This is a genomic window from Paenibacillus crassostreae, from assembly GCF_001857945.1.
GTDB lineage: Bacteria > Bacillota > Bacilli > Paenibacillales > Paenibacillaceae > Paenibacillus_AQ > Paenibacillus_AQ crassostreae.
This window is the reverse complement of record NZ_CP017770.1, coordinates 4,447,926-4,467,890: the sequence shown is the minus strand read 5'-3', so window position 1 is coordinate 4,467,890 and position 19,965 is coordinate 4,447,926. Positions and strand designations below refer to the sequence as shown.

General features: G+C 39.1%; 16 protein-coding genes. 1 reads left to right on the top strand and 15 read right to left on the bottom strand.

What is annotated here, in order from left to right; genetic code table 11:
* Window positions 1-129: 129 nt before the first annotated feature.
* The 3 genes from LPB68_RS20680 to LPB68_RS20670 form a co-directional block, all read right to left on the bottom strand.
* The gene (locus LPB68_RS20680; RefSeq protein WP_068655429.1) at window positions 130-1,041 is read right to left on the bottom strand and encodes a DMT family transporter; all 912 of its coding nucleotides are present in this window, start codon (window positions 1,039-1,041) and stop codon (window positions 130-132) included.
* 41 nt (window positions 1,042-1,082) lie between these two features.
* The gene (locus tag LPB68_RS20675) at window positions 1,083-2,717 is read right to left on the bottom strand and encodes an S-layer homology domain-containing protein (RefSeq protein WP_237087901.1); all 1,635 of its coding nucleotides are present in this window, start codon (window positions 2,715-2,717) and stop codon (window positions 1,083-1,085) included.
* A 65-nt stretch (window positions 2,718-2,782) separates the two neighbouring features.
* On the bottom strand, window positions 2,783-3,358 hold the full coding sequence (locus tag LPB68_RS20670) for a GNAT family N-acetyltransferase (protein ID WP_068655431.1): 576 nt from the start codon (window positions 3,356-3,358) through the stop codon (window positions 2,783-2,785).
* A gap of 135 nt (window positions 3,359-3,493) precedes the next feature.
* Here LPB68_RS20670 and LPB68_RS20665 point away from each other — a divergent pair, with 135 nt between their 5' ends.
* Window positions 3,494-4,858 (top strand): TrkH family potassium uptake protein, encoded by a 1,365-nt coding sequence (locus tag LPB68_RS20665; RefSeq protein ID WP_068655433.1) that lies wholly within the window; start codon window positions 3,494-3,496, stop codon window positions 4,856-4,858.
* 31 nt (window positions 4,859-4,889) lie between these two features.
* Here the strand turns inward: LPB68_RS20665 and LPB68_RS20660 are convergent, their stop codons facing one another.
* The 12 genes from LPB68_RS20660 to LPB68_RS20605 all read right to left on the bottom strand — a co-directional run bounded on the left by LPB68_RS20660 (window position 4,890) and on the right by LPB68_RS20605 (window position 19,732).
* On the bottom strand, window positions 4,890-5,168 hold the full coding sequence (locus LPB68_RS20660) for a hypothetical protein (RefSeq protein WP_068655435.1): 279 nt from the start codon (window positions 5,166-5,168) through the stop codon (window positions 4,890-4,892).
* Between the two features lie 523 nt (window positions 5,169-5,691).
* Window positions 5,692-6,921 carry an oligosaccharide MFS transporter gene (locus LPB68_RS20655; protein WP_068655437.1) on the bottom strand — a complete coding sequence of 410 codons (1,230 nt, stop codon included), beginning with the start codon at window positions 6,919-6,921 and terminating at the stop codon, window positions 5,692-5,694.
* Between the two features lie 171 nt (window positions 6,922-7,092).
* Window positions 7,093-8,415, bottom strand: a complete 1,323-nt coding sequence (locus LPB68_RS20650) for a 5'-deoxyadenosine deaminase (protein WP_068655439.1) — start codon at window positions 8,413-8,415, stop codon at window positions 7,093-7,095.
* 173 nt (window positions 8,416-8,588) lie between these two features.
* A complete protein-coding gene (locus LPB68_RS20645; protein WP_068655441.1) occupies window positions 8,589-9,695 on the bottom strand; it encodes a Gfo/Idh/MocA family protein in 1,107 nt (368 codons plus the stop codon).
* 22 nt (window positions 9,696-9,717) lie between these two features.
* Window positions 9,718-10,440 (bottom strand): ThuA domain-containing protein, encoded by a 723-nt coding sequence (locus LPB68_RS20640; RefSeq protein ID WP_068655443.1) that lies wholly within the window; start codon window positions 10,438-10,440, stop codon window positions 9,718-9,720.
* A gap of 24 nt (window positions 10,441-10,464) precedes the next feature.
* Complete coding sequence (locus tag LPB68_RS20635) at window positions 10,465-11,628, bottom strand: Gfo/Idh/MocA family protein (RefSeq protein WP_068655445.1); 1,164 nt, start codon at window positions 11,626-11,628, stop codon at window positions 10,465-10,467.
* 1 nt (window position 11,629) lies between these two features.
* Window positions 11,630-12,673 carry a LacI family DNA-binding transcriptional regulator gene (locus LPB68_RS20630; RefSeq protein ID WP_068655447.1) on the bottom strand — a complete coding sequence of 348 codons (1,044 nt, stop codon included), beginning with the start codon at window positions 12,671-12,673 and terminating at the stop codon, window positions 11,630-11,632.
* A 144-nt stretch (window positions 12,674-12,817) separates the two neighbouring features.
* Window positions 12,818-13,612, bottom strand: coding sequence for an ABC transporter ATP-binding protein (locus tag LPB68_RS20625; protein ID WP_068655449.1), 795 nt, complete (start codon window positions 13,610-13,612; stop codon window positions 12,818-12,820).
* Entirely contained in the window at window positions 13,612-14,526 is a 915-nt protein-coding gene (locus tag LPB68_RS20620; RefSeq protein WP_068655451.1) for an ABC transporter permease, read from the bottom strand. The genes LPB68_RS20625 and LPB68_RS20620 overlap by 1 nt, the downstream gene beginning before the upstream one ends.
* A 90-nt stretch (window positions 14,527-14,616) precedes the next feature.
* Entirely contained in the window at window positions 14,617-15,663 is a 1,047-nt protein-coding gene (locus LPB68_RS20615) for an ABC transporter substrate-binding protein (RefSeq protein WP_068655453.1), read from the bottom strand.
* A 397-nt stretch (window positions 15,664-16,060) separates the two neighbouring features.
* On the bottom strand, window positions 16,061-17,755 hold the full coding sequence (locus LPB68_RS20610; RefSeq protein ID WP_068655455.1) for a M3 family oligoendopeptidase: 1,695 nt from the start codon (window positions 17,753-17,755) through the stop codon (window positions 16,061-16,063).
* A gap of 255 nt (window positions 17,756-18,010) precedes the next feature.
* Window positions 18,011-19,732 (bottom strand): cellulase family glycosylhydrolase, encoded by a 1,722-nt coding sequence (locus LPB68_RS20605; protein ID WP_068655457.1) that lies wholly within the window; start codon window positions 19,730-19,732, stop codon window positions 18,011-18,013.
* Window positions 19,733-19,965 lie beyond the last annotated feature (233 nt).

Below are 19,965 nucleotides of genomic sequence, written 5' to 3'. Positions count from 1 at the left end.
TATTATAACTAGACTTACCAAAATGGTGAACATTATTAAAGCCGCTAATATAAAATTATACTCCTATTTCCCACAGTATTCAAAAAATCTGAAAAAAGACACCATTTGATTACTCTTTTTAATCATCAATCATAAATTTTCCTTGACTCTGGCTTTGTTATCCGAACGGGTTACTTTCATGAATAAAATCATGCCAGCAATTGCCAATACCCCTCCACTGATTTGCATAATGGATAACTTTTCATGCAATAATATGAAAGCTAAAATACTCGCACCAACAGGCTCACCCAGGATACTCATAGATACCCTAGTTGCAGATATGTATTGAAGAAGCCAGTTAAATAGCATATGTCCGAATAACGTCGGGACGATCGCTAACAAGAGGAATATTCCCCACTCTCGGCCAGCATAATTTATAAAAGACACCCCTAAGGAAATATTATAAATTGCAAATACGACAACTGCTACGGAAAAGACGGATAAATTATATACGTATGGTGATACTTGCGAAAGTAGTTTTTGTCCAATAAGCATATGAATGGCAACTGCTATTGTACCCATAAATGATAATAGATCACCATATAGATTAGTACTTGAAATACCGATGTCTCCCCACCCAATAAGGCCAGCTCCTACAACGGCAATGAACATACCAAACTTCGCGATGGTAGAAATTCTCTCTTTGAATAGAAAGTATGCACCACACCAGATGAATACCGGTTCAAGGGCCAATATAATCGTCGAGCTAGCCACCGTCGTATATTTCAATGATCCCATCCATAATAGAAAGTGTAGCGCTAGAAAGAATCCTGATAATCCTAGAAGGAGCCAATTCTTGGGCGTAATCCTCCGAAATTCGGAAATTCGTCGAACACCGAAGGGTAACATTAGAATTACCGTGAAGAGAAGTCTGTACATTCCTTGGATTGATGCGGGTGCACTAGACCATTTAATAAATATAGATGAAAAAGAAACTGCAATGACTCCGATCAAAAGCGGAATAATGATGGGAATGGGTGACGAAGGTTTTTCTAATGACATTTTATTCGTTTTTCCTTTCACTTTCTGGCAGTATGGTTTCTTTAGTATGATGAAAATTTATCACTATTCCGTAGTGCAACCCAAATATCACTTGTTTCAGCTCCCGTATACCAATAAGCATTTCCAGCAATGTTCTTCGAATTTATCATTTGATCTTTCAATGTAAATGAACGGCTTTCTTCCAACCATATCCGGTGTTGAGTTCCTTGTTTCGTATAGGTTGCCAGATATTGACCCAGTGTATCATTCCATGACAATTTAATATTGGATGTAAGAATGCGGGCACTCTGCTGTTCTAGCGTTAATTCCTCTGATAGAACGGCTAGGGAAGAATCATACCAATCCCGAGTGTATAGGGGTAATGCCGCAATTATTTTATCGGCAGGTACTGCAATTAGTAATTTATTAAGTGCGCGCTCTAGCCATGGCAGTGAAGAAACGGATCCTGCCTTAGGTGATCCATTCCAATGTTCATCATATCCCATCAGAACAATATAGTCAGCAGCCTTACCCAGTTTCACATAGTCAAAAGCTTCAGTCCAATCCGTCCCTAAGTCTGGGGATACGTCAACTGACAGAACAGCATTCACCTCATGTAATGCCTCTGCTAACTCAATAATAAAAGCTGTGAAATAAATTTTATCCACTGGCTTTACGTTTTCAAAATCAACATTGATACCATCCAAATTATATTTCTGAACATAAGTGGTAATTTGCTGCACAACCGAATTTCTCATCACAGAATTAGTTAACACCGTATGCGTAAGATCAGCATCGAAAAGATTTCCAAACATAGCCCATATTTTCTTGTTATATTTTTTAGCATAGGAAATGAGTTCAGGATCCACTTGATCTGAGATTCTACCTTTATCCTTTAAGAAAAACCATCTCGGTGTCAGCGTATTGATATTGGAATGATTGACATGGTCTATGAATTCTGCTGTGGTGCTATCATACTGCCAACCCATCTGGATTGTAGTATCCTGTTGTCCATCCATTACCTTCACTCCGAATGCACTTTCAACAATTCGATTCAATACGACTGCTGTTTCTTGTCTTGTAATATCAGCATTTGGACGAAATTTATTTCCGTTTCCCGTCATGAGTTTATTCTTTTGGATCATCATTACATAGGAAGTGGCCCACGATGCAATTTCATCAGAATCAGTAAATGTTGGTGTTCCAGCTTTATCAACTTCAACTATCTTCACAGCTCGAGCTATCAATGCTGCAGCCTCTTGGCGACTAATCAGTTCGTTAGGTTGGAATACACCAGGACTAGTCCCATCGATGATGCCTAAATTGAATCCAGCTTGTACCCAGCCATAATACCATTTGCTCTTACGAACATCTATAAAGGAAGCAATCTCATTATTAACCGGTTCTAACTGTAACATTCGATCAATCATCGTAATAAATTCAGCACGTGTTACGGGTTGTAGAGGCTCAAATTTACGGTTTCCTCTACCATTAATCAAGTTTAACTTAGCTAAATTTACTATTTCCTTCTTAGCATAACTATTGGCAATATCGTCAAAAGGGTATTTGTTGTTCAATGTTTCTGCTTTAACAACGTTTGTAATGTTAGATCCAATAATAATCGTTGATATTATAAATAGTGTTATTACCTTATAGAATGTCATAAATCTCACAATAAAAACCCCACTCTTATTCATAGAATAGATAACTCCTCTATCCTATCAAATAAAAGTAGAGATGATGACGTGCAAATATTGGAATTCTAATCTAGTTCTTCATGTGATATTCTCTTAACCATATGATGGTATATGCGACCATTAATTACAATATCCTTATTCACTTTATATCCTGATCTTTGATATAGAGCACAAGCCCCGATATTATCTTCAAGAACTGCTAGTGCAATTCGAGTGAAATGTAGCCTCCTCGCTTCATTCTCGACTGCTTGCATTAATTCAGTTCCAATCCCTTGTCTTTCGTACATTGGAGATACAGATAGAGTATCTATATAATATTCATCCTCATCAGCCTCTTGATCTAGCTCAATACTTGGATCATTTTTTAAATTCCTTAAGTATTGTACAATCGGATGATCTAATCTTTTCGCATCTGAACCTGCATAGGATACGGCAATACCGACGGCCTCCCCATCCAATTCTTTAACGATGATTTGATGATAGCTTAAGCGACCTTCTTCTTGAATGAAAAACTGTCCTAGAACATCAATCGCATCCAGCTCACTTGTCTGCCCAGTTAATTGGTGCGCAATATCATGTAATGCGTCATATAGCAGTCGTGAAGCATTTGGTGCATCCTCTTTTGTTGCTGGTCTTAACATTATAAATCCCTCCAAGCTTCATGCCATGATCTGATAATTTAATTTACATAAGAAAATTACAAGAGTCAAGGACTGTTATCTCTTTCGTGGGTACACTATAATATAAAGATGACATTTTAGAAGGTGAGCTTATTTATGCAAACAATTCAGAACAAAAAAATATTACGTTACCTATTAACCCCTCCAAAGATCTTAGTGATCGGCTTTGCTTTGATTATTTTTATAGGGGCTATCCTTTTATCATTACCCATCGCCTCTTCAACAGGTGAAGCTTTATCGTTCATTGATGCATTATTTATGTCAACTTCTGCAACTTGTGTCACCGGTCTAGCTGTAATCGACCCTGGTACAGAATTATCTCTGTTCGGAGAAATTGTAATTCTTAGTCTATTCCAAATTGGTGGTTTAGGTTTTACCACAATGGCCACTCTGATTGCTTTAGTATTTAACAAACGGATTTCAATTAAAGAACGGTTAGTGTTACAACAAGCTATGAACCATGGAAGTATGGAGGGAATTGTGCGGTTGATGCGCAAAGTGATAGTCTATTCCCTTACGATTGAATTTGTTGGTGCTGTGCTTCTAGCTATTCGTTTTTCTGTGGACATGCCTGTCATGAAGGCTATGTATTACGGATTATTTCATAGCATATCTTCTTTCACAAACGTTGGACTTGATATCCTTGGAACCATTCATGGACCCTACAGCAGTTTCAATCCTTATGTTAATGACCCATTTGTCTCTATAGTCATTATTCTTCTGATCTTTCTAGGGGGTATTGGTTTCATAGTCATCTCAGATCTACTGGGATTTCGTAAATCCCGTAAACTATCACTTCACAGTAAAGTAGTTCTATCGGTGTCCCTTGTACTCGTTGTTGTTGGAACGATTGTCATTTATATTTTTGAATTCACAAACGTACATACATTACAATCCCTTAATCAGCTCGACAGAATTGTCGCTTCAACTATGCAATCTGTCACGGCACGTTCTGGTGGAATCACCACACTAGATGTTCCTATGCTACGTCAGTCCACACAGTTCTTTATGATCATATTGATGTTCATTGGTGCAGCGCCTGGTTCAACCGGTGGTGGGATTAAAGTTACCACCTTTGCTGTTCTGATTGGTGCAGTGATAGCCATGGCACGTGGAAAAGATGATGTTGTTTTCTTCCGTAACCGAATTTCTAAGGATGTCGTGTATAAGGCTATAACTCTTACACTATTGTCTTTTCTACTTATTATTGCCTTTACAATGATATTGTCAGTCACAGAAGATCGTCAATTTCTCACCCTGCTATTCGAAGTAACTTCAGCGTTTGGAACATGTGGTCTCTCGATGGGTCTCACACCCGAACTCTCTTCCATAGGAAGAGTCACAATCACATTCCTAATGTTCTTAGGACGACTAGGTCCTCTGACACTGGCTTATGCTCTAACACCTAAACCACAAAAGGAATCATTCCGATATCCAGAAGGTAAAATAACGATTGGATAATTCCATATATTTTAAATTGAGTTCATATTAATTATGGGCCAAAAAGTAATGTTCCAAAGAACATATAGATAAAAAATAAAAATAGGGCGATAGTATTGATTGTTATAAGAACTATATCTTTGTTGGAACCAGTTCTTTTTAATGAAACAGTAGCACAAACAATACCAATTGGTGGTATTACATTAGTAGACATTATTCCAATTCCATCGAACCATTGATTGCTGTGGATAAGAAATCCATCTACGATAAACAATATTATTGTTAAAGCGAATGTTCCAATAGCAATCGAACGAGATTTAGTGAGTATCATATTTCCACACTACCTCCATCCATATACTGTTTGAGCTGAACTGTGATCCGAAAGATGATATTACATTATAGCTGTGTCTATGTTTTAATTTACTATTTAACCTTCTATTTTATAGTTCTCTTTTGCCTTTTCTTGAAGCATTCACTCTACTCGGATTAGTAACCCAGCTTCAGTAGCCATATCTATGAGACCTTTGAAAGACATGTCATATTTTGATCGTTCTACGATATCTACATCGGATATAGCGAAAATAGAGTTCAAATATAAATATTTTAACATACGAATGGGGATCGCATTGCGATTTAATACCTTAATTATACGAAAATAGGCATCGATCACACAAACAGATCGTGTGAATGATGCCTGAAAACCGGAATTACGTATTAAGCTCGAAGTAGCGAAGAGAACGGAATTGTCCTGAAGAAACGGAATGTCGCCTACAAGCTTTCCGTAGGAAAGCTACTTCGAAAGCATATGCTTTGCCATCGGATTTCAACCACTATAGGAGTTATAGTAAATATCTTTAGGATAGTTTATTGGTGTTTCTCAAGGTAAACATAGATATCACGGTAAATAGTAGTACATATGCCCCTAGCCATAGATAAGTCTGTGAGAACCCAATCACGTCATATAATCGACCTGCAATGGGAGAGATGACTGCTGCACCTAATGCTCCACTGAATTGATACCCGACTAAGTACATCGTAGAGGTTACTCTAGCATCAAAATTTACACGTATGTATTTGAATATAGAAATAAACATGACAGGAACTTCTAATGAATGAATTAATTTAGTCGCCGCTACTGCCATTGGAATTCCATCAGCAAGTCCCGAGCATGTGATTCGAGTAAACATAAGTAGACCAGCTAGTAAGAGGCCTTTCTTAGCTCCGATTCTATTCACAATAACGGGTGCCATAAACATAAATGCAGCTTCAAAAAATACCTGGATACTGTTCAAATATCCGTACATTCGATTACCCGTCTCTGGTGAATCGAATAGTGATGCGAAATACACTGGAAACTGTTGGTCATACACAGTAAAGATACATGTAATCCCTAAAATATACATAACGAATGACCAGAACTTCCCGCTTCTCACAAGCTTAACAACTTCCTTAAAGCTGAAAGGTTCAACCTTGCTGCTATCTTCTTGCGCAGTTAAGTTGATATTAGAATCCGACCGTTCAACTTTAGACATAAACAACAATACAGCGAGAATAACAGCAGAACCCGAACAAACCCAGAAATTAAGATTAGGATTAATATTAAAAGTCTGACCTGCGAAGAAAGTAGCTACGGCCCACCCTAGTGAACCAAACATTCTTGATTCCCCATACTCAAAACTATACTTCCGTCCAATCTTCTCAATAAATGTCTCAACCGCCGCATTCCCTGAAGTAAAAGCCGCTCCAAGATAAATACTTCCCACGATAGCCCCTATATAAATATTGTAGGCAAGTAGAGGGCTGTATATGAACTGAAAGAAAGGACCCGCTAGAATTAACAAGCCAATGATGACAGATAGTAGATGCTTTTTCAGACCAATTTTATCAGATATAAATCCATAGATCGGATGTATACATAAAGCACCTATTGAATTAATGGCGAATACGATTCCTTTTCCTGTTCCATCTAAGCCACCTGCTTGACCAAGCCATATACCAAATAGAGACATTGAGGAAGAGAAACTGAAGAAGTAAAAAAAGAAAAAAGAACTAAACACCCAATATATTTTATTCCGTCTGAACATCGGTTGTCGCTCCTCATGCATAGTTCATTCATTATAGCGGAAAATACCGTGTAATACACGTTTCACAAATAAAAAGACACACTTCATACGAACAACCTCACGTCGGTTACTAGTCCGCAGTGAGGTTGTTTAAGTAATATCCATTATTTAAATTTGTCTGAGAGTTTCCTTTTATATTCGTTTCAGTAACCTCTCAATAGATCGATCTGATTCACGTAATACAATACCGCGATCAATCGTCTTGATCCGACGGTTCTCCAACACCACTTTACCATCAATGATCACAGTGTCTACATTGCTACGGGTTGTAGAATAAACAACTCGTGAGTATACGTCAGTATCGAAAGAGGGAAAGGTGTGAAAATCATTGAGATCCAGTAGCACTAGGTCTGCCTTTTTACCTACCTCAATACTCCCAATCTCATTTTCAAGTCCTAATACTTCCGCTCCACCCATAGTGGCCATGCGAAGAACTGTTTTCGCATCCATCACGGTTGGACCATGATCTACTTTATGAATCAGTGCTGTATTTCTCATTTCTTGGAACATATCTAGATTATTGTTACAAGGCGCACCATCCGCTCCGATCCCGATGCTAATGTTACGTTTCATAAGATCCGGTATTTCTGCAATCCCCGAAGATAACTTCATATTAGATCCAGGACAATGAGTCACCTTCACGCCTCGCTTCTGAATGATTTGTTTCTCTTCTTCATTCAACCATACACAGTGAGCCAATATTAGACGAGGTGTAGCTAGTCCAATATGATCCAAGTAAACAATATTACGCATACCTCTCTCTTGCTCTACCATTGCTATTTCACCACGATTCTCCGAAGCGTGGGTATGAATTTTCACCTGATATTGATTAGAGAGGTCACGTACTTCGGTTAGAAGATGTTCTGTACACGAAACGACAAATCTTGGACAAAAAGCATATTGAATACGCCCACCATCATATCCATGCCACTTCTCCAGAAGATCAACACTTTGCTGAAGAGATACAAGTGTATTTTCTTGTAATGCCGTTGGGACATCTGTTCCATGGTCCATCATCACTTTCCCTGAAATGACACGAATACCACTTTGATCCATGGCCATAAAAGCAGATTCTGTATGATGGACCGTTTCCATATCCAACAAAGTCGTCGTACCACTAGAGATCAACTCACCAATTCCAAGTAACGCAGAATAATACACCGATTCTTCATCATGTGCTGCCTCAAGTGGCCATACTCTAGTTCTTAACCAATCCATCAGTTCCAGATCATCTGCTCTTCCGCGAAACAAAGTCTGACATAGATGGATATGAGTCTGAATAAATCCTGGTAGAAGCATTTTGCCATGACCATCTATTATTTGATCATACCATTCGTCGATATGCCCAGCTATTTGAATGATAACATTATCCTCAATTAGGACATCACCAATGAATACCTCTTCCTGCTGGTTCATCGTCACAACTTGTGCACCTTTAATTAAAATTCTACTCATATAGACCCTCCGCCCAAATAACAAGAAATGTTATAATATAAGATTATGATTGTTATATATTATAACATCAAATTATAGATTTTAGGTCTATATGTTACGTTTCATTACATTGATATTAATTATTCACATGATAAACTATTTCAATCAGTTGTTTTCAGATCATCAAACTTGCGTTAGAAATCCAATGTATAGGGAGAGAGTCCTTTATGCATAGGGTTCGGTCGAGTACATGTGCTACGCATATCATAGTGCTTCTGTTCCTCTGATGCATCATGGAATGCCCACATCGCTTCCAACACATGGTATGCCATTTCACCATTCGCTCGATGTGGACGCCCACTTTGTATAGCGTATGCCATATCAGCTGCTGCAATACCTCGAGTATTCTCTTCGTAGCCGAATAATAAAGGCTGAGTCGTCCATTCTGAATCACCGATTAGACGGTATTTCACTTCACCACCGAAATTATTCGGATCAGGAACAAGAAGAGTACCCTTCGTTCCATAAATCTCAATTGGGGGAAGGCTGCTTCCTCCAAATATATCAAAGCTCATAATTAGAGTACCGATAGCTCCAGCTTCAAATTCCATCATACCTGCAACATGAGTAGGTATTTCAACAGGAATGACTTTCCCACGTTTCTTCTCGCTACTGATAACTCTCTCGTCCAGTGCCTTACCAGTGATTCCAGTGATCCGTTTAATCGGTCCAAGTAATTGAATTAGTGCTGTTAGATAATACGGTCCCATATCGAACATGGGTCCACCACCCGCCTGATAGTAAAACTCAGGATCAGGATGCCAGCCTTCATGCCCACGACTCATCATAAATGCAGTTGCTGCTACAGGTTTACCTATTACGCCATCATTCACGAGTTGTAAAGCTGTCTGAATTCCTGCTCCATAGAAAGTTTCAGGTGCACAACCCACAAGAAGTCCCTTCTCCTTAGCAACCTGTAGCACTCTTTGACCTTCTTCACGGGTAACGGCAAGTGGCTTCTCTACATATACGTGCTTACCTGCTTCCAAAGCTTGTAAACATACAGAGGCATGTGCAGCAGGGATCGTTAAGTTAATGACTAACTGAATATCTGGATCTGCTAATAATTGTTCCGGTGTATATACTCTAGGTATTTGATATTCCGATGCTTTTTCTTGTGCACGTTCGATATCGATATCAGCACAAGCTATGAGATCTAGAACCTCAAATTTCTTGCAATTTTCCATATATATACTACTTATTTTCCCACAACCAATGATCCCAACTTTTACTTTGTTCATTAATAAATGCCTCCCGTATGCATCAGTAGTTATTATCAGCCATGCCTGTATATGACGCTGAGACAGTATTCTGCTGTCCAGCTACTTCTTTCCCTTCCGCTGACCAAAGGAAACCACGACGCATGATTTCGCTAACCACCGGCATCTCAATGATATCCGCATGATGGCCTAGTGAGTTGTAGAATACTCGCCCACTCCCCCATCGTTTTGTCCAGACAACAGGCATCTCAACCGCCCCATTCGCTGCGTGTGGTCCAGGAACAATCGGGAATTTTGTTGTAGCTAACACTTCCACAGCTGGATCAACATGGAGATAATATTGCTCACTTTTCACTTCGAAATCCTGAATTCCTTCAAGTAACATACTGGAACTATATTTCATATTAACTGTGTACTTCACTCCATCATTACCTGGATGTGCCACCCACTGACCACCCGTCATGAATTGCCAATCTACATTCGTACGAAAAGAATCACACATACCACCATGACAACCTGCAATCCCTACGCCACTCTGTACAGCAGTAAGAACATTCTCTACAAGTCCATTAGCGATTTCTCCCATGGTCCATGCAGGTACAATAAGATCCAGACCTAGAAGTTTCTCTAGATCAGCAAATGCTTCCAACGTATCCGATACTTCAACTTCAAATTGTTCTTTTTCTAAGATCTCTTTAAATAATTGAGCAACTTGTTCAGGTTCATGACCATCCCATCCACCCCATACAATTAACGCTTTTTTCATATTTGAACACTCCCATCATTATATTTACATCTCGGATATCGATACCCATCGCCGTTGTTCAACTGAACGTTCAACTGCTTCCAACACCGCTTGGCATTTCACCCCATCATTGAAGTTAGGTGAAGGTTGTCGTCCTTCATCGATCGCATTCATAAGTTCTAACATTTCATGTGTAAATGTGTGTTCGAACCCAATTGTGTGACCCGTAGGCCACCACGCTTGAGAGTAGGCATGTGCAGCATCCGTTGCCAATACACGTCTGAATCCTTGTACATCCTCATCATCATCTGTGAAATATACTTCTAATTCATTCATACGCTCAAAGTCGAATTTCACACTACCTTTGCTACCATTAATCTCGAATGAATTTGTACTTCGATGTCCCGCAGCAAACCTAGTAGCCTCGAACGAACCTATAGCACCGTTTACAAAACGAGTCATGAACAACGTTGCATCATCTACGGTTACTTCACCCATTGGTCCATCATTGCTTCCTTTGGCAGTTAATCCTGTCATCGCACTAGCTAAAGGTCGCTCACGTATGAAAGTCTCACTCATTCCTATAACCTCTTCCATATCACCTACTAAATAATGAGCGAAGTCAATAAGATGAGCGCCTAGATCACCATGCGAACCCGATCCGGCAATCTCTTTCTGAAGACGCCATACTAAAGGGAATGATGGATCTATAATCCAATCTTGAAGAAACCACGCACGGAAATGATAAATTTCTCCTAATCTTCCGCTATCAATTAACTTCTTCGCAAGTTGGATTGCAGGTGTAAAGCGATAATTAAAGCCAATCATATGCTTAACACCAGCTTTTTCAGCAGCTGCCAACATTTCACGTGAATCGGCTAGTGTTAAGGCCAGTGGCTTCTCGCAGAAAATATGTTTACCTGCTTGTACTGCAGCCAGAGCAATTTCCTTATGAACATTACTAGGCGCATTAATATCAATAAGATCAATATCTTCACGTTCCACTAACTTCCGCCAGTCTGTCTCCACTTCAGCCCAACCAAATTGCTCCGCTGCCTTGTTAACCCCATCTTTATCACGTCCACATATGACCGACATAGCCGGCTTAAGATTTGCATCTGGAAAGAACATAGGCAGTGCACGATATGCATTACTATGTGCCTTCCCCATGAATTTGTAACCAACCATTCCAATACGAAGTTGATTCATTTCAATTCCTCCTTTGAGTTGGCATTATTGATGATTCTCTAACGATCAGTTCAGTTGGCAACTGAATACGAAAATGATCCTGTTCTTCTAAAGTTTCTTTCGGCAGACGGTTCAATAAATTCTCAACAGCTAGCTTACCCATATCATAAAAAGGTACATTTACACTGCTCAGTGAAGGCGCTGTCAATTCTGCTGAATCTGAATCATCATATCCTATTATCCCTGGCAGCTGGTCCCACGATACTCCAAACTCTCTCAATCCCTGTTGTAAGCCAATAGCCATTCGATCATTTGATACAAAGACAGCATCTATTTGATTCCCCATCTTGTGGATGGCTGATGCAATTTTATAGCCACTCTTACGACTAAAGTTACCCTTGAACAACAAGGATGGTTTAATTTCTAATCCATGATCTTGCAGCGCCCGTTGGTAACCTTCTAAGCGATCTCTACTATTCGAATATGAAATTGGCCCATTAATAAAAGCAATGTTCTTATATCCTTGTTGAATCAAGTGTGTGACCGCTTCATAGCTACCTTTCACATGAGTGGCATCTATTTCGCTGAAATTTTCACCCTCATAATGCTGATTAATTAAACAGAAAAGTCTATCTTCTTCTTTTAACCGCCGTAATGCTTCGATTTCTATATCATCATCTTTAGAACCTAATACAATTAATGCATCCACCTTACGCGTTTGGAATAATTGTGAATAATTCAACTCGTCATCATCGGATCTGAATAACAATAATAGATCATAACCAAATTCACGAGAGGCACTTCCAATTCCGCTTAATATTTCTGAGAAGAAATAAGTTGAGAACAAATTTACTTTTGGTACATAAGGAAGGATCACGCCTATATTCCCACTACGATTCATAGCAAGACTTCGTGCAAGAGCACTGGGATAATAATTTAATTGCTTAGCTGCAGCAATCACCTTATGCTTTGTCTCTTCTTTCATCGAACCAACATTATTTAGAACTCTTGATACGGTGGCTTCTGATACCTGTGCTAGATCAGCAACCTCCTTGCGAGATGTAATAACATAACCTCCCTCAAACTTTATGTACGCGCGTACATTTTCTCATGCGATGATAGCGTTGTCAAGCAAATTTATCCGTTTCATTAATACAAAAAAACTCTCTCACGATTTCATATCGTGAAAGAGTTTTACTCATCAATAAGCTTAACCTAGTACCACTCGGTCATCTGCTAGTTTATGTCCACTAATTTGTTCGAATTCACCTAGTAATTGTTCGACAGTTAAATCTTTCTTCTTCTCTTCATCTATATCTAATATAATCCGTCCACCATCCATCATGATAAGTCGATTCCCTAGACGAATAGCCTGTTCCATGTTATGTGTCACCATTAGTGTAGTAAGGTTCATCTCTCTAACAATACTTTCTGTTAATCTGGTGATTAATTCTGCACGAGAGGGATCCAATGCTGCCGTGTGTTCATCTAGCAAAAGAATCTGAGGATTTGTGAAGGTAGCCATCAGCAAGCTCAACGCCTGCCGTTCTCCACCTGAGAGCATTCCAACTTTTGCATGAAGTCGATCTTCAAGACCAATGCCAAGACTTGATATCTTGTCACGGAATAAGGTGCGTTTACTCGACTTCACCCCTAAAGAGAATCCACGATTTTTGCCACGCGCATAGGCCATAGCAAGATTCTCTTCAATACTCATATATGGTGCTGTCCCTGCCATGGGATCCTGAAATACTCGACCAATCCAACGACTCCGACGATGTTCAGGCAAGTGAGTAATGTCTTCATTATCAATTCTTACATTTCCTGTATCTGGTTTCATGACACCCGAAATAATATTCATTAGCGTAGATTTCCCTGCGCCATTACTTCCGATTACAGTGACGAAATCTCCAGGTTTTAAATGTAGCTGTATATCGAACAGAGCGATTTTCTCATCCGGTGTAGCTGGATTAAACAATTTAGCGACATGGTTTAGTTGAAGCATTATGCGCCACCTCCCATTGTTTGATCTTGGTTCAAATTCAATATTTCAGCAGAACGTTTCTTCGCCATTTTCTTCTGATTCATCACTCGACGGGTGGATGGAACCACAAGAGCTACAATAACTATAATTGCCGTTATCAATTTCATGTCGGAAGCATCTAACCATTCCACTCGTAGGGCAATGGCAACGACAATCCGATAAATAATTGAACCAAGTACTACGGAAATCGTATGATGAATAACGTTCTTAGCCCCAAACACAGCTTCACCAATTATTACCGAAGCAAGTCCAATGACGATCATCCCTACACCACCATTAAGATCGGCAAAAGAAGATTGTTGAGCAATAAGTGCTCCCGAAAGTGCTACCAATCCATTCGACAAACTAATACCTAGAATCTTTGTGAGATCGGTATTTGCACCAAAGCTTCGAATCATTCGCTCGTTATCTCCAGTAGCTCTTAGTGCTAAGCCCATATCTGAATATAAAAAACGATTTAATAGTGCTAATACGATAATAACTACAATCGGTATAATCACAAGTGGTTCAATAGAAGTAAAGATCGTATCTGTTCCATACACAGAAATATTAGGTTTTCCCATAATTCTCGTATTAATGGAATACAGCGCAATCATCATCAGAATACCTGACATTAACCCATTGATCTTGCCCTTAGTATGCAATAGACCTGTACAAGCTCCTGCTATAAGACCTCCTACAAATCCTGATAAACTCGCCAAGATAGGTGAATATCCATGGGTTATCATCACCGCAGCGATGGCTGCTCCTGTCGTAAAACTACCATCTACTGTTAAGTCAGGAAAATCTAAAATTCGAAACGTAATATATACTCCTAATGCCATAAAGGCATATAGTAAACCTGATTCAACTGCACCCAACAACGAATCGTACATGACGATTTCCTCCTCTTGAACGTCAAGGGAGTGGACGATTTACATCGACCACTCCATAAGTAAATTTCTGAGTAGTACCCTAAACATTTGTTACTGAATAATGTTCGTCTCTGCATCTTCCACTTGCGCCTTTATTTCATCAGTCACTTCAATTCCCTGTTCTGCCGCTGCTTTTAAATTCAAAATAAGATCTAATTTTTCTTGCATTCCTACAGGTAAGTCACCTGGTTTCTTACCATTCTTTAGAATATCAACAGCCATTTCACCCACTTGATAACCATGGTCGAAATATTTAAATCCAACAGTTGCAAAAGCACCCTTCTCAACCGTATCACGATCACTAGAGAAGAACGGCATATCCTTTTCATTAGCAATTTGAATAATCGTATCCGCACCACTTACCACAAAATTATCTAGTGTAATATAATACGCATCTACACGACCAATCAATGATTCCGCTGCTTGCTTCACTTCAGATGTATTCGTAATAGCTGCCTTAACTAACTTGATATCATGTTTAGAAAGTGCTTCTTCTGCCAGTTTAGACATCATCACCGCATTAGGCTCACCTTCATTAATAACTAAACCAATACTCTTAATCTCTGGAAAACTTCCAGCAATGAAATCCATCAGTTTAGTGATGGCTTCTGGGTTCGTATCCGAACCACCAGATACATTACCACCGGGCTTCTCTAGATTCGTGACAATCTTAGCATCAAGAGGATCGGTAACGGATGCGAATAAGATATTCTTATCCTTCACTTGTTGTACAACCGCTTGAGCAGAAGGTGTAGCAATAGCAAGCACTAGATCAGCATCACTGGATTCAATCTTCTGTGCAATCGTCATATTATTCGTCATATCATTCTGTGCATTGTTATAATCGATTTTAAGATTATCACCTTCTGTAATACCTGCATCTTTAAGTGCTTGCAAGAATCCTTCACGAGTGGCATCCAACGATGGATGCTCTACGATTTGTGAGATGGCAATAGTATACGATTTGTCGTCAGCGGTAGGTTCGCTACTACCTTCACTGACGGTATTCGTGCCTTTGGCAGCGTTATTCCCACAGGCTACAACCGTTAACATAATTGCGGTTAATATGATCGACAGTCCAATTTTTCTTTTAAACATATAAATCCCCCTTATTATCTAAATTTCATTACACATCAAGCTATAAACATTGCCAATATAATCCGCTTAAGCGTCACCGCTGTTACCGTACAACGCACTAAAGTATTATGGCAGAAATCTATCAATCCTTACCTTTAAATCATTATTCCTAATAATATATGTCCATTCTATTTCCGTCAATATCCTATCTATTCCAACTGAAAAAGTTAAAAAATAGTTGTTAGTGAGACCAACGATAACGGAGTACAATAAATTACTATATTTTCCACCATTCTTAAACGGATAATGATTAAAAGAAAGGCGATCTTCTGTTCGTAATCGAACGAAAAATCGCCTTTCTTATCTAACTTAAGTTCACAAAGCATACAAGCCATTGTTTTTTAGTATTTATCTAGAGTTATAAATTATTGTCATCTACCCCATCCAACCAGTTCTCAATATCACCAATAACCGAAGCTATACAACCATCCTCGAATGGAGAGATTAGACCTGCCGATTTCACAAGGTTTAAGAATGATTGACTTCCTCCCTGTTGACATAGTTTTAAATAATCAGCCCATGCTGATTGCGCATCCTCATTCATCTTCTTCCAGAATTGGAATGCGCAGATCTGTGCTAATGTATAGTCAATATAATAGAATGGTGTTTGATAAATATGTGATTGCTTCTGCCAAAAGCCCCCACTCTCTAAATACTCATTATTCTCGTAATTACGATGTGGCAAGTATTTCTTCTCAATAGTACGCCATGCAGTTTTGCGCTCGCTTGGTGTTGCATCAGGGTTAGCATACACGTAATGCTGGTATTCATCGACAGTCACACCATACGGGATAAAGAGTAACGATTCGGCTAAATGACTGAAACGATACTTATCTACATCCTCTTTGAAGAATAATTCCATCCAAGGCCATGTGAAAAACTCCATACTCATAGAGTGAATCTCAGCTCCATCAGATGTAGGCCAGTTATATTCCGGAACACTGAAATGTCGGCTCTCATACACTTGGAAAGCATGCCCCGCTTCATGTGTAAGTACGTCAATATCACCTGAAGTCCCATTGAAATTAGAGAAGATGAATGGTGCACCATATTTAGTCAAAAAAGTACAATACCCTCCGCCTTGTTTGCCTTTCTTACTTACTAAGTCCATCAATTCATGATCTACCATGAAGGTAAAGAATTTATTCATTTCAGGTGACAATTCTTGGTACATTTTCACACCATTAGCAAGAATGAAATCCGGGTCTCCTTTTGGTGTGGCATTCCCTGTTTTAAAGCTAAACACTTCATCATAATAGTGCATTTCGTCAACACCAATTCGGTGAGCTTGACGTTCTCTAAGCTTAGTAGCAACGGGAACGATCTGTTCGAGCACTTGTTTCCTGAAATTCGCGACCATTTCCGCATTATAATCAGTGCGACCCATACGTGCATAGCCTAGCTCAGTGAAATTAGTATATCCTAGTTTCTTCGCCATCTTCGTACGTACTTTAACTAAATCATCATAAATACGATTCAACTTCTCTTCATTCTCGGCCATGTATGTGTATCTTGCCTCTGCTGCTTTTTGTCTCATTGTACGATCTGTAGATTGTTCAAAAGGCGCCAATTGAGGTAGTGTACGTTCTTCCCCTTCGAAAAGAATCTTAGCGGAAGCAATCAACTGTGCATACTCTGTCGTTAATTTATTCTCTAATTGCAGATCTTCAATAATTTCAGGTGCAAATGTCTTTAACGAGAGTTCTGCCAATTGAAATAGCTGACTTCCCCATTTCTTCTCTAGATCGACTCTGAACTTCGAGTTCACTAACGCTCGATAGTAATCTGTCACGTACTCCTGGAAAATCGGTTCGAAATCATCAATGAAATCCTGCTCTGCCTTGTAGAATTCATCATTGGTGTCCACAGAATGGCGAATATAGGCCAGTTGTCCCTGTGTCTCCACCTCACTACGTAGCTTGTTTATGGATGCCATCACCAAATCTTGTTGTTCGAAACTTTCTGCCGCATTAAAATCATTCAAGAGTGACTTGAATTGCTGTTCAATCATCTGTGCATCTGGACGCTCGTAAGGATATTCATTAAATTTCATTGAACTTCTCATCCTCTCTATATGTACCTTCTACTATTATAAAAAAATCCACAGGAAAATTCTACATTTCATTGGCATGACTATTCTTAAATAAAAAGGCGTTCTCCAGAAACCTCTCTGGAGAACGCCTTTTACTTGTTCAAATATAAGAAAGTATAAGTTTCACTTAATACTCTAATCCTTATATTTCCGCTGAAACGGATGTCGTCTTTGAAAAAGGACGGCATTGCCGTTTCTACTTGGCATGAATTGCTATTACAAAGCTGTACCTACAACGTTCGTTCCATTCTTCGTGATCTTATAGGAAATAACATCACCATTCCAGAAATGGAATTTCAAAGTCACATCGCTGTCTTTTACATCTTTAAAGAAGTTCGGGAGCAGCTTGATCTCATTAGTGTCATAAGAAGGTGTGAATGTATAGCCGAATTCTTTGAATGAAGTCCAGTCTTGTGGCCCTGCATTGCTTCCATCTGGATATACTGCTTCCATAGTCGCAAGCTGATTGCCGTTAAAGGTAGATGGAATGGCAAAAGCCTCGGTTGTGCCTTTTGCGTTACTTAATTTGATTGTGTCTGACACTATCAGTTTCAGCTTCCAAGTTACGCCTTTGTTGAATTTGACAGTAAAAATGACCTCTTCACCTATTTTCTTGGAAGCGGTGAGTGCAGAAAGCTTGCTTGCCTTTAAGGTAAGTGCTTCGCCCTTCAAGGTGTAATCTTTTCCTTCAATCAAATATTTATTATTAGCACTAATTGTTTTGAATTTATTACCATTCAGATTGAGATTAACATTCGTGTCCTTAATTTTAGAATTCTTGTTAAGGAAGATTTGATCAGATTCAAGAGTTGATGAACGTTCCTTTAAACCTGACATCAATATGTTATGTAACTCAGGATCTGACCACTTATGAGTCGTGCGATTTAAATGCTGACCATTATCCCAAAGCATTGTCGTAATTTTTTTCTCTTTGGCATAGTAGGTTAGGTACTCGAAGAATTTCAGCTTCTCACCTTGTTCAATAACACCTGTATCTACATCGAAGCCAAGTAGACCGAACTCACCGATGATTACCGGAATACCTTTAGCAATAAATGTGTTATATACATTATCAAAAGTTTGGGTAATATCGGTTTTTGTATCTTTATCAAATGTAGTGTGACCCGCAATGTTCACGCTAAATGGCCAGAAGCCATAATAGTGGACGGTTGCGATTAGATTTGGATCGTTCAGCGCTGTAATGGTATTGTAAAGTGCATTCATTCTTGGTTCCGAAGGAGTAGTTTCTAATGAAGGAAGAACTAGTGGTCTCTCTGCATTGTTGCCACCAGATTTGCGGACAATGGTATAGAAGGATGTATTGAGTTCCACTAGCATTTCTTCCATCTTTGTCTCATCAGTGCTTCCTCCATCAGTGAAGCGTGGCTCATTAATGCTCTCGAACATCAGCTTGTCCGATTGACTCTTAAAGCGATCAGCAATTTGGGTCCAGGCAGCGTTATAACGTGCCAGAACTTCATCATGTTTCTCTTCCATATGGCTTACCCATAACCAAGAGTCATGATGGATGTTAATCATCACATACAAGTCTGCTTCTAGCGCCCAGCCTACCACTTCTTCAACACGATCGAGGTAGGCTTTTTCAATCGTATAATCTGGTGCCTCACCGATGTGATTATCCCATGTGATGGGAAGTCGAATACTTTTATAGCCTTGTGCGGAGATGTTGTTAATAAGCTCTTTGGTTACACGTGGATTACCCCAGGATGTTTCATCGTCACCTGTTGCGTCTAATGTATTGCCAAGGTTCCATCCAGGTTGCATGTTGTCTACATATTTTAGCATCTTACTTTTGGGTGCTACTTCAACTTGTTGGTCATCGTTGGGAGCAGCGGCAGCAACGGATGAGAACAGAGATAGCAGAAGGGCAGTGACAAGGGTGAGTGATAAGAAAGATTTGTTCATTTTCGTAGTCATTGAGTTCTCCTTTGTTAGATAAATTTTGAATTCATGAATAGCCTTAATGCAGTACAGGTTGTTTCGAAAACGCTTTCAAAATACCTTCTTATACTTTGAAAGCGCTATCCAATTAAGATTAGCATATAATATTTACCAAAAATACCATGTTAATTTGAAAGGAAATCATATGTAAATTAGTGATATCTAAGATTTGGTGCTTGAAATTATAAAATTGATTCACTTACTTTTAT

Bases quoted from the DNA above. Each gene is read 5' to 3' on its own strand.
- LPB68_RS20680 (WP_068655429.1), bottom strand. From the start codon at position 1,041: ATGTCATTAGAAAAACCTTCGTCACCCATTCCCATCATTATTCCGCTT.
- LPB68_RS20675 (WP_237087901.1), bottom strand. From the start codon at position 2,717: ATGAATAAGAGTGGGGTTTTTATTGTGAGATTTATGACATTCTATAAG.
- LPB68_RS20670 (WP_068655431.1), bottom strand. From the start codon at position 3,358: ATGTTAAGACCAGCAACAAAAGAGGATGCACCAAATGCTTCACGACTG.
- LPB68_RS20665 (WP_068655433.1), top strand. From the start codon at position 3,494: ATGCAAACAATTCAGAACAAAAAAATATTACGTTACCTATTAACCCCT.
- LPB68_RS20660 (WP_068655435.1), bottom strand. From the start codon at position 5,168: ATGATACTCACTAAATCTCGTTCGATTGCTATTGGAACATTCGCTTTA.
- LPB68_RS20655 (WP_068655437.1), bottom strand. From the start codon at position 6,921: ATGTTCAGACGGAATAAAATATATTGGGTGTTTAGTTCTTTTTTCTTT.
- LPB68_RS20650 (WP_068655439.1), bottom strand. From the start codon at position 8,415: ATGAGTAGAATTTTAATTAAAGGTGCACAAGTTGTGACGATGAACCAG.
- LPB68_RS20645 (WP_068655441.1), bottom strand. From the start codon at position 9,695: ATGAACAAAGTAAAAGTTGGGATCATTGGTTGTGGGAAAATAAGTAGT.
- LPB68_RS20640 (WP_068655443.1), bottom strand. From the start codon at position 10,440: ATGAAAAAAGCGTTAATTGTATGGGGTGGATGGGATGGTCATGAACCT.
- LPB68_RS20635 (WP_068655445.1), bottom strand. From the start codon at position 11,628: ATGAATCAACTTCGTATTGGAATGGTTGGTTACAAATTCATGGGGAAG.
- LPB68_RS20625 (WP_068655449.1), bottom strand. From the start codon at position 13,612: ATGCTTCAACTAAACCATGTCGCTAAATTGTTTAATCCAGCTACACCG.
- LPB68_RS20620 (WP_068655451.1), bottom strand. From the start codon at position 14,526: ATGTACGATTCGTTGTTGGGTGCAGTTGAATCAGGTTTACTATATGCC.
- LPB68_RS20615 (WP_068655453.1), bottom strand. From the start codon at position 15,663: ATGTTTAAAAGAAAAATTGGACTGTCGATCATATTAACCGCAATTATG.
- LPB68_RS20610 (WP_068655455.1), bottom strand. From the start codon at position 17,755: ATGAAATTTAATGAATATCCTTACGAGCGTCCAGATGCACAGATGATT.
- LPB68_RS20605 (WP_068655457.1), bottom strand. From the start codon at position 19,732: ATGACTACGAAAATGAACAAATCTTTCTTATCACTCACCCTTGTCACT.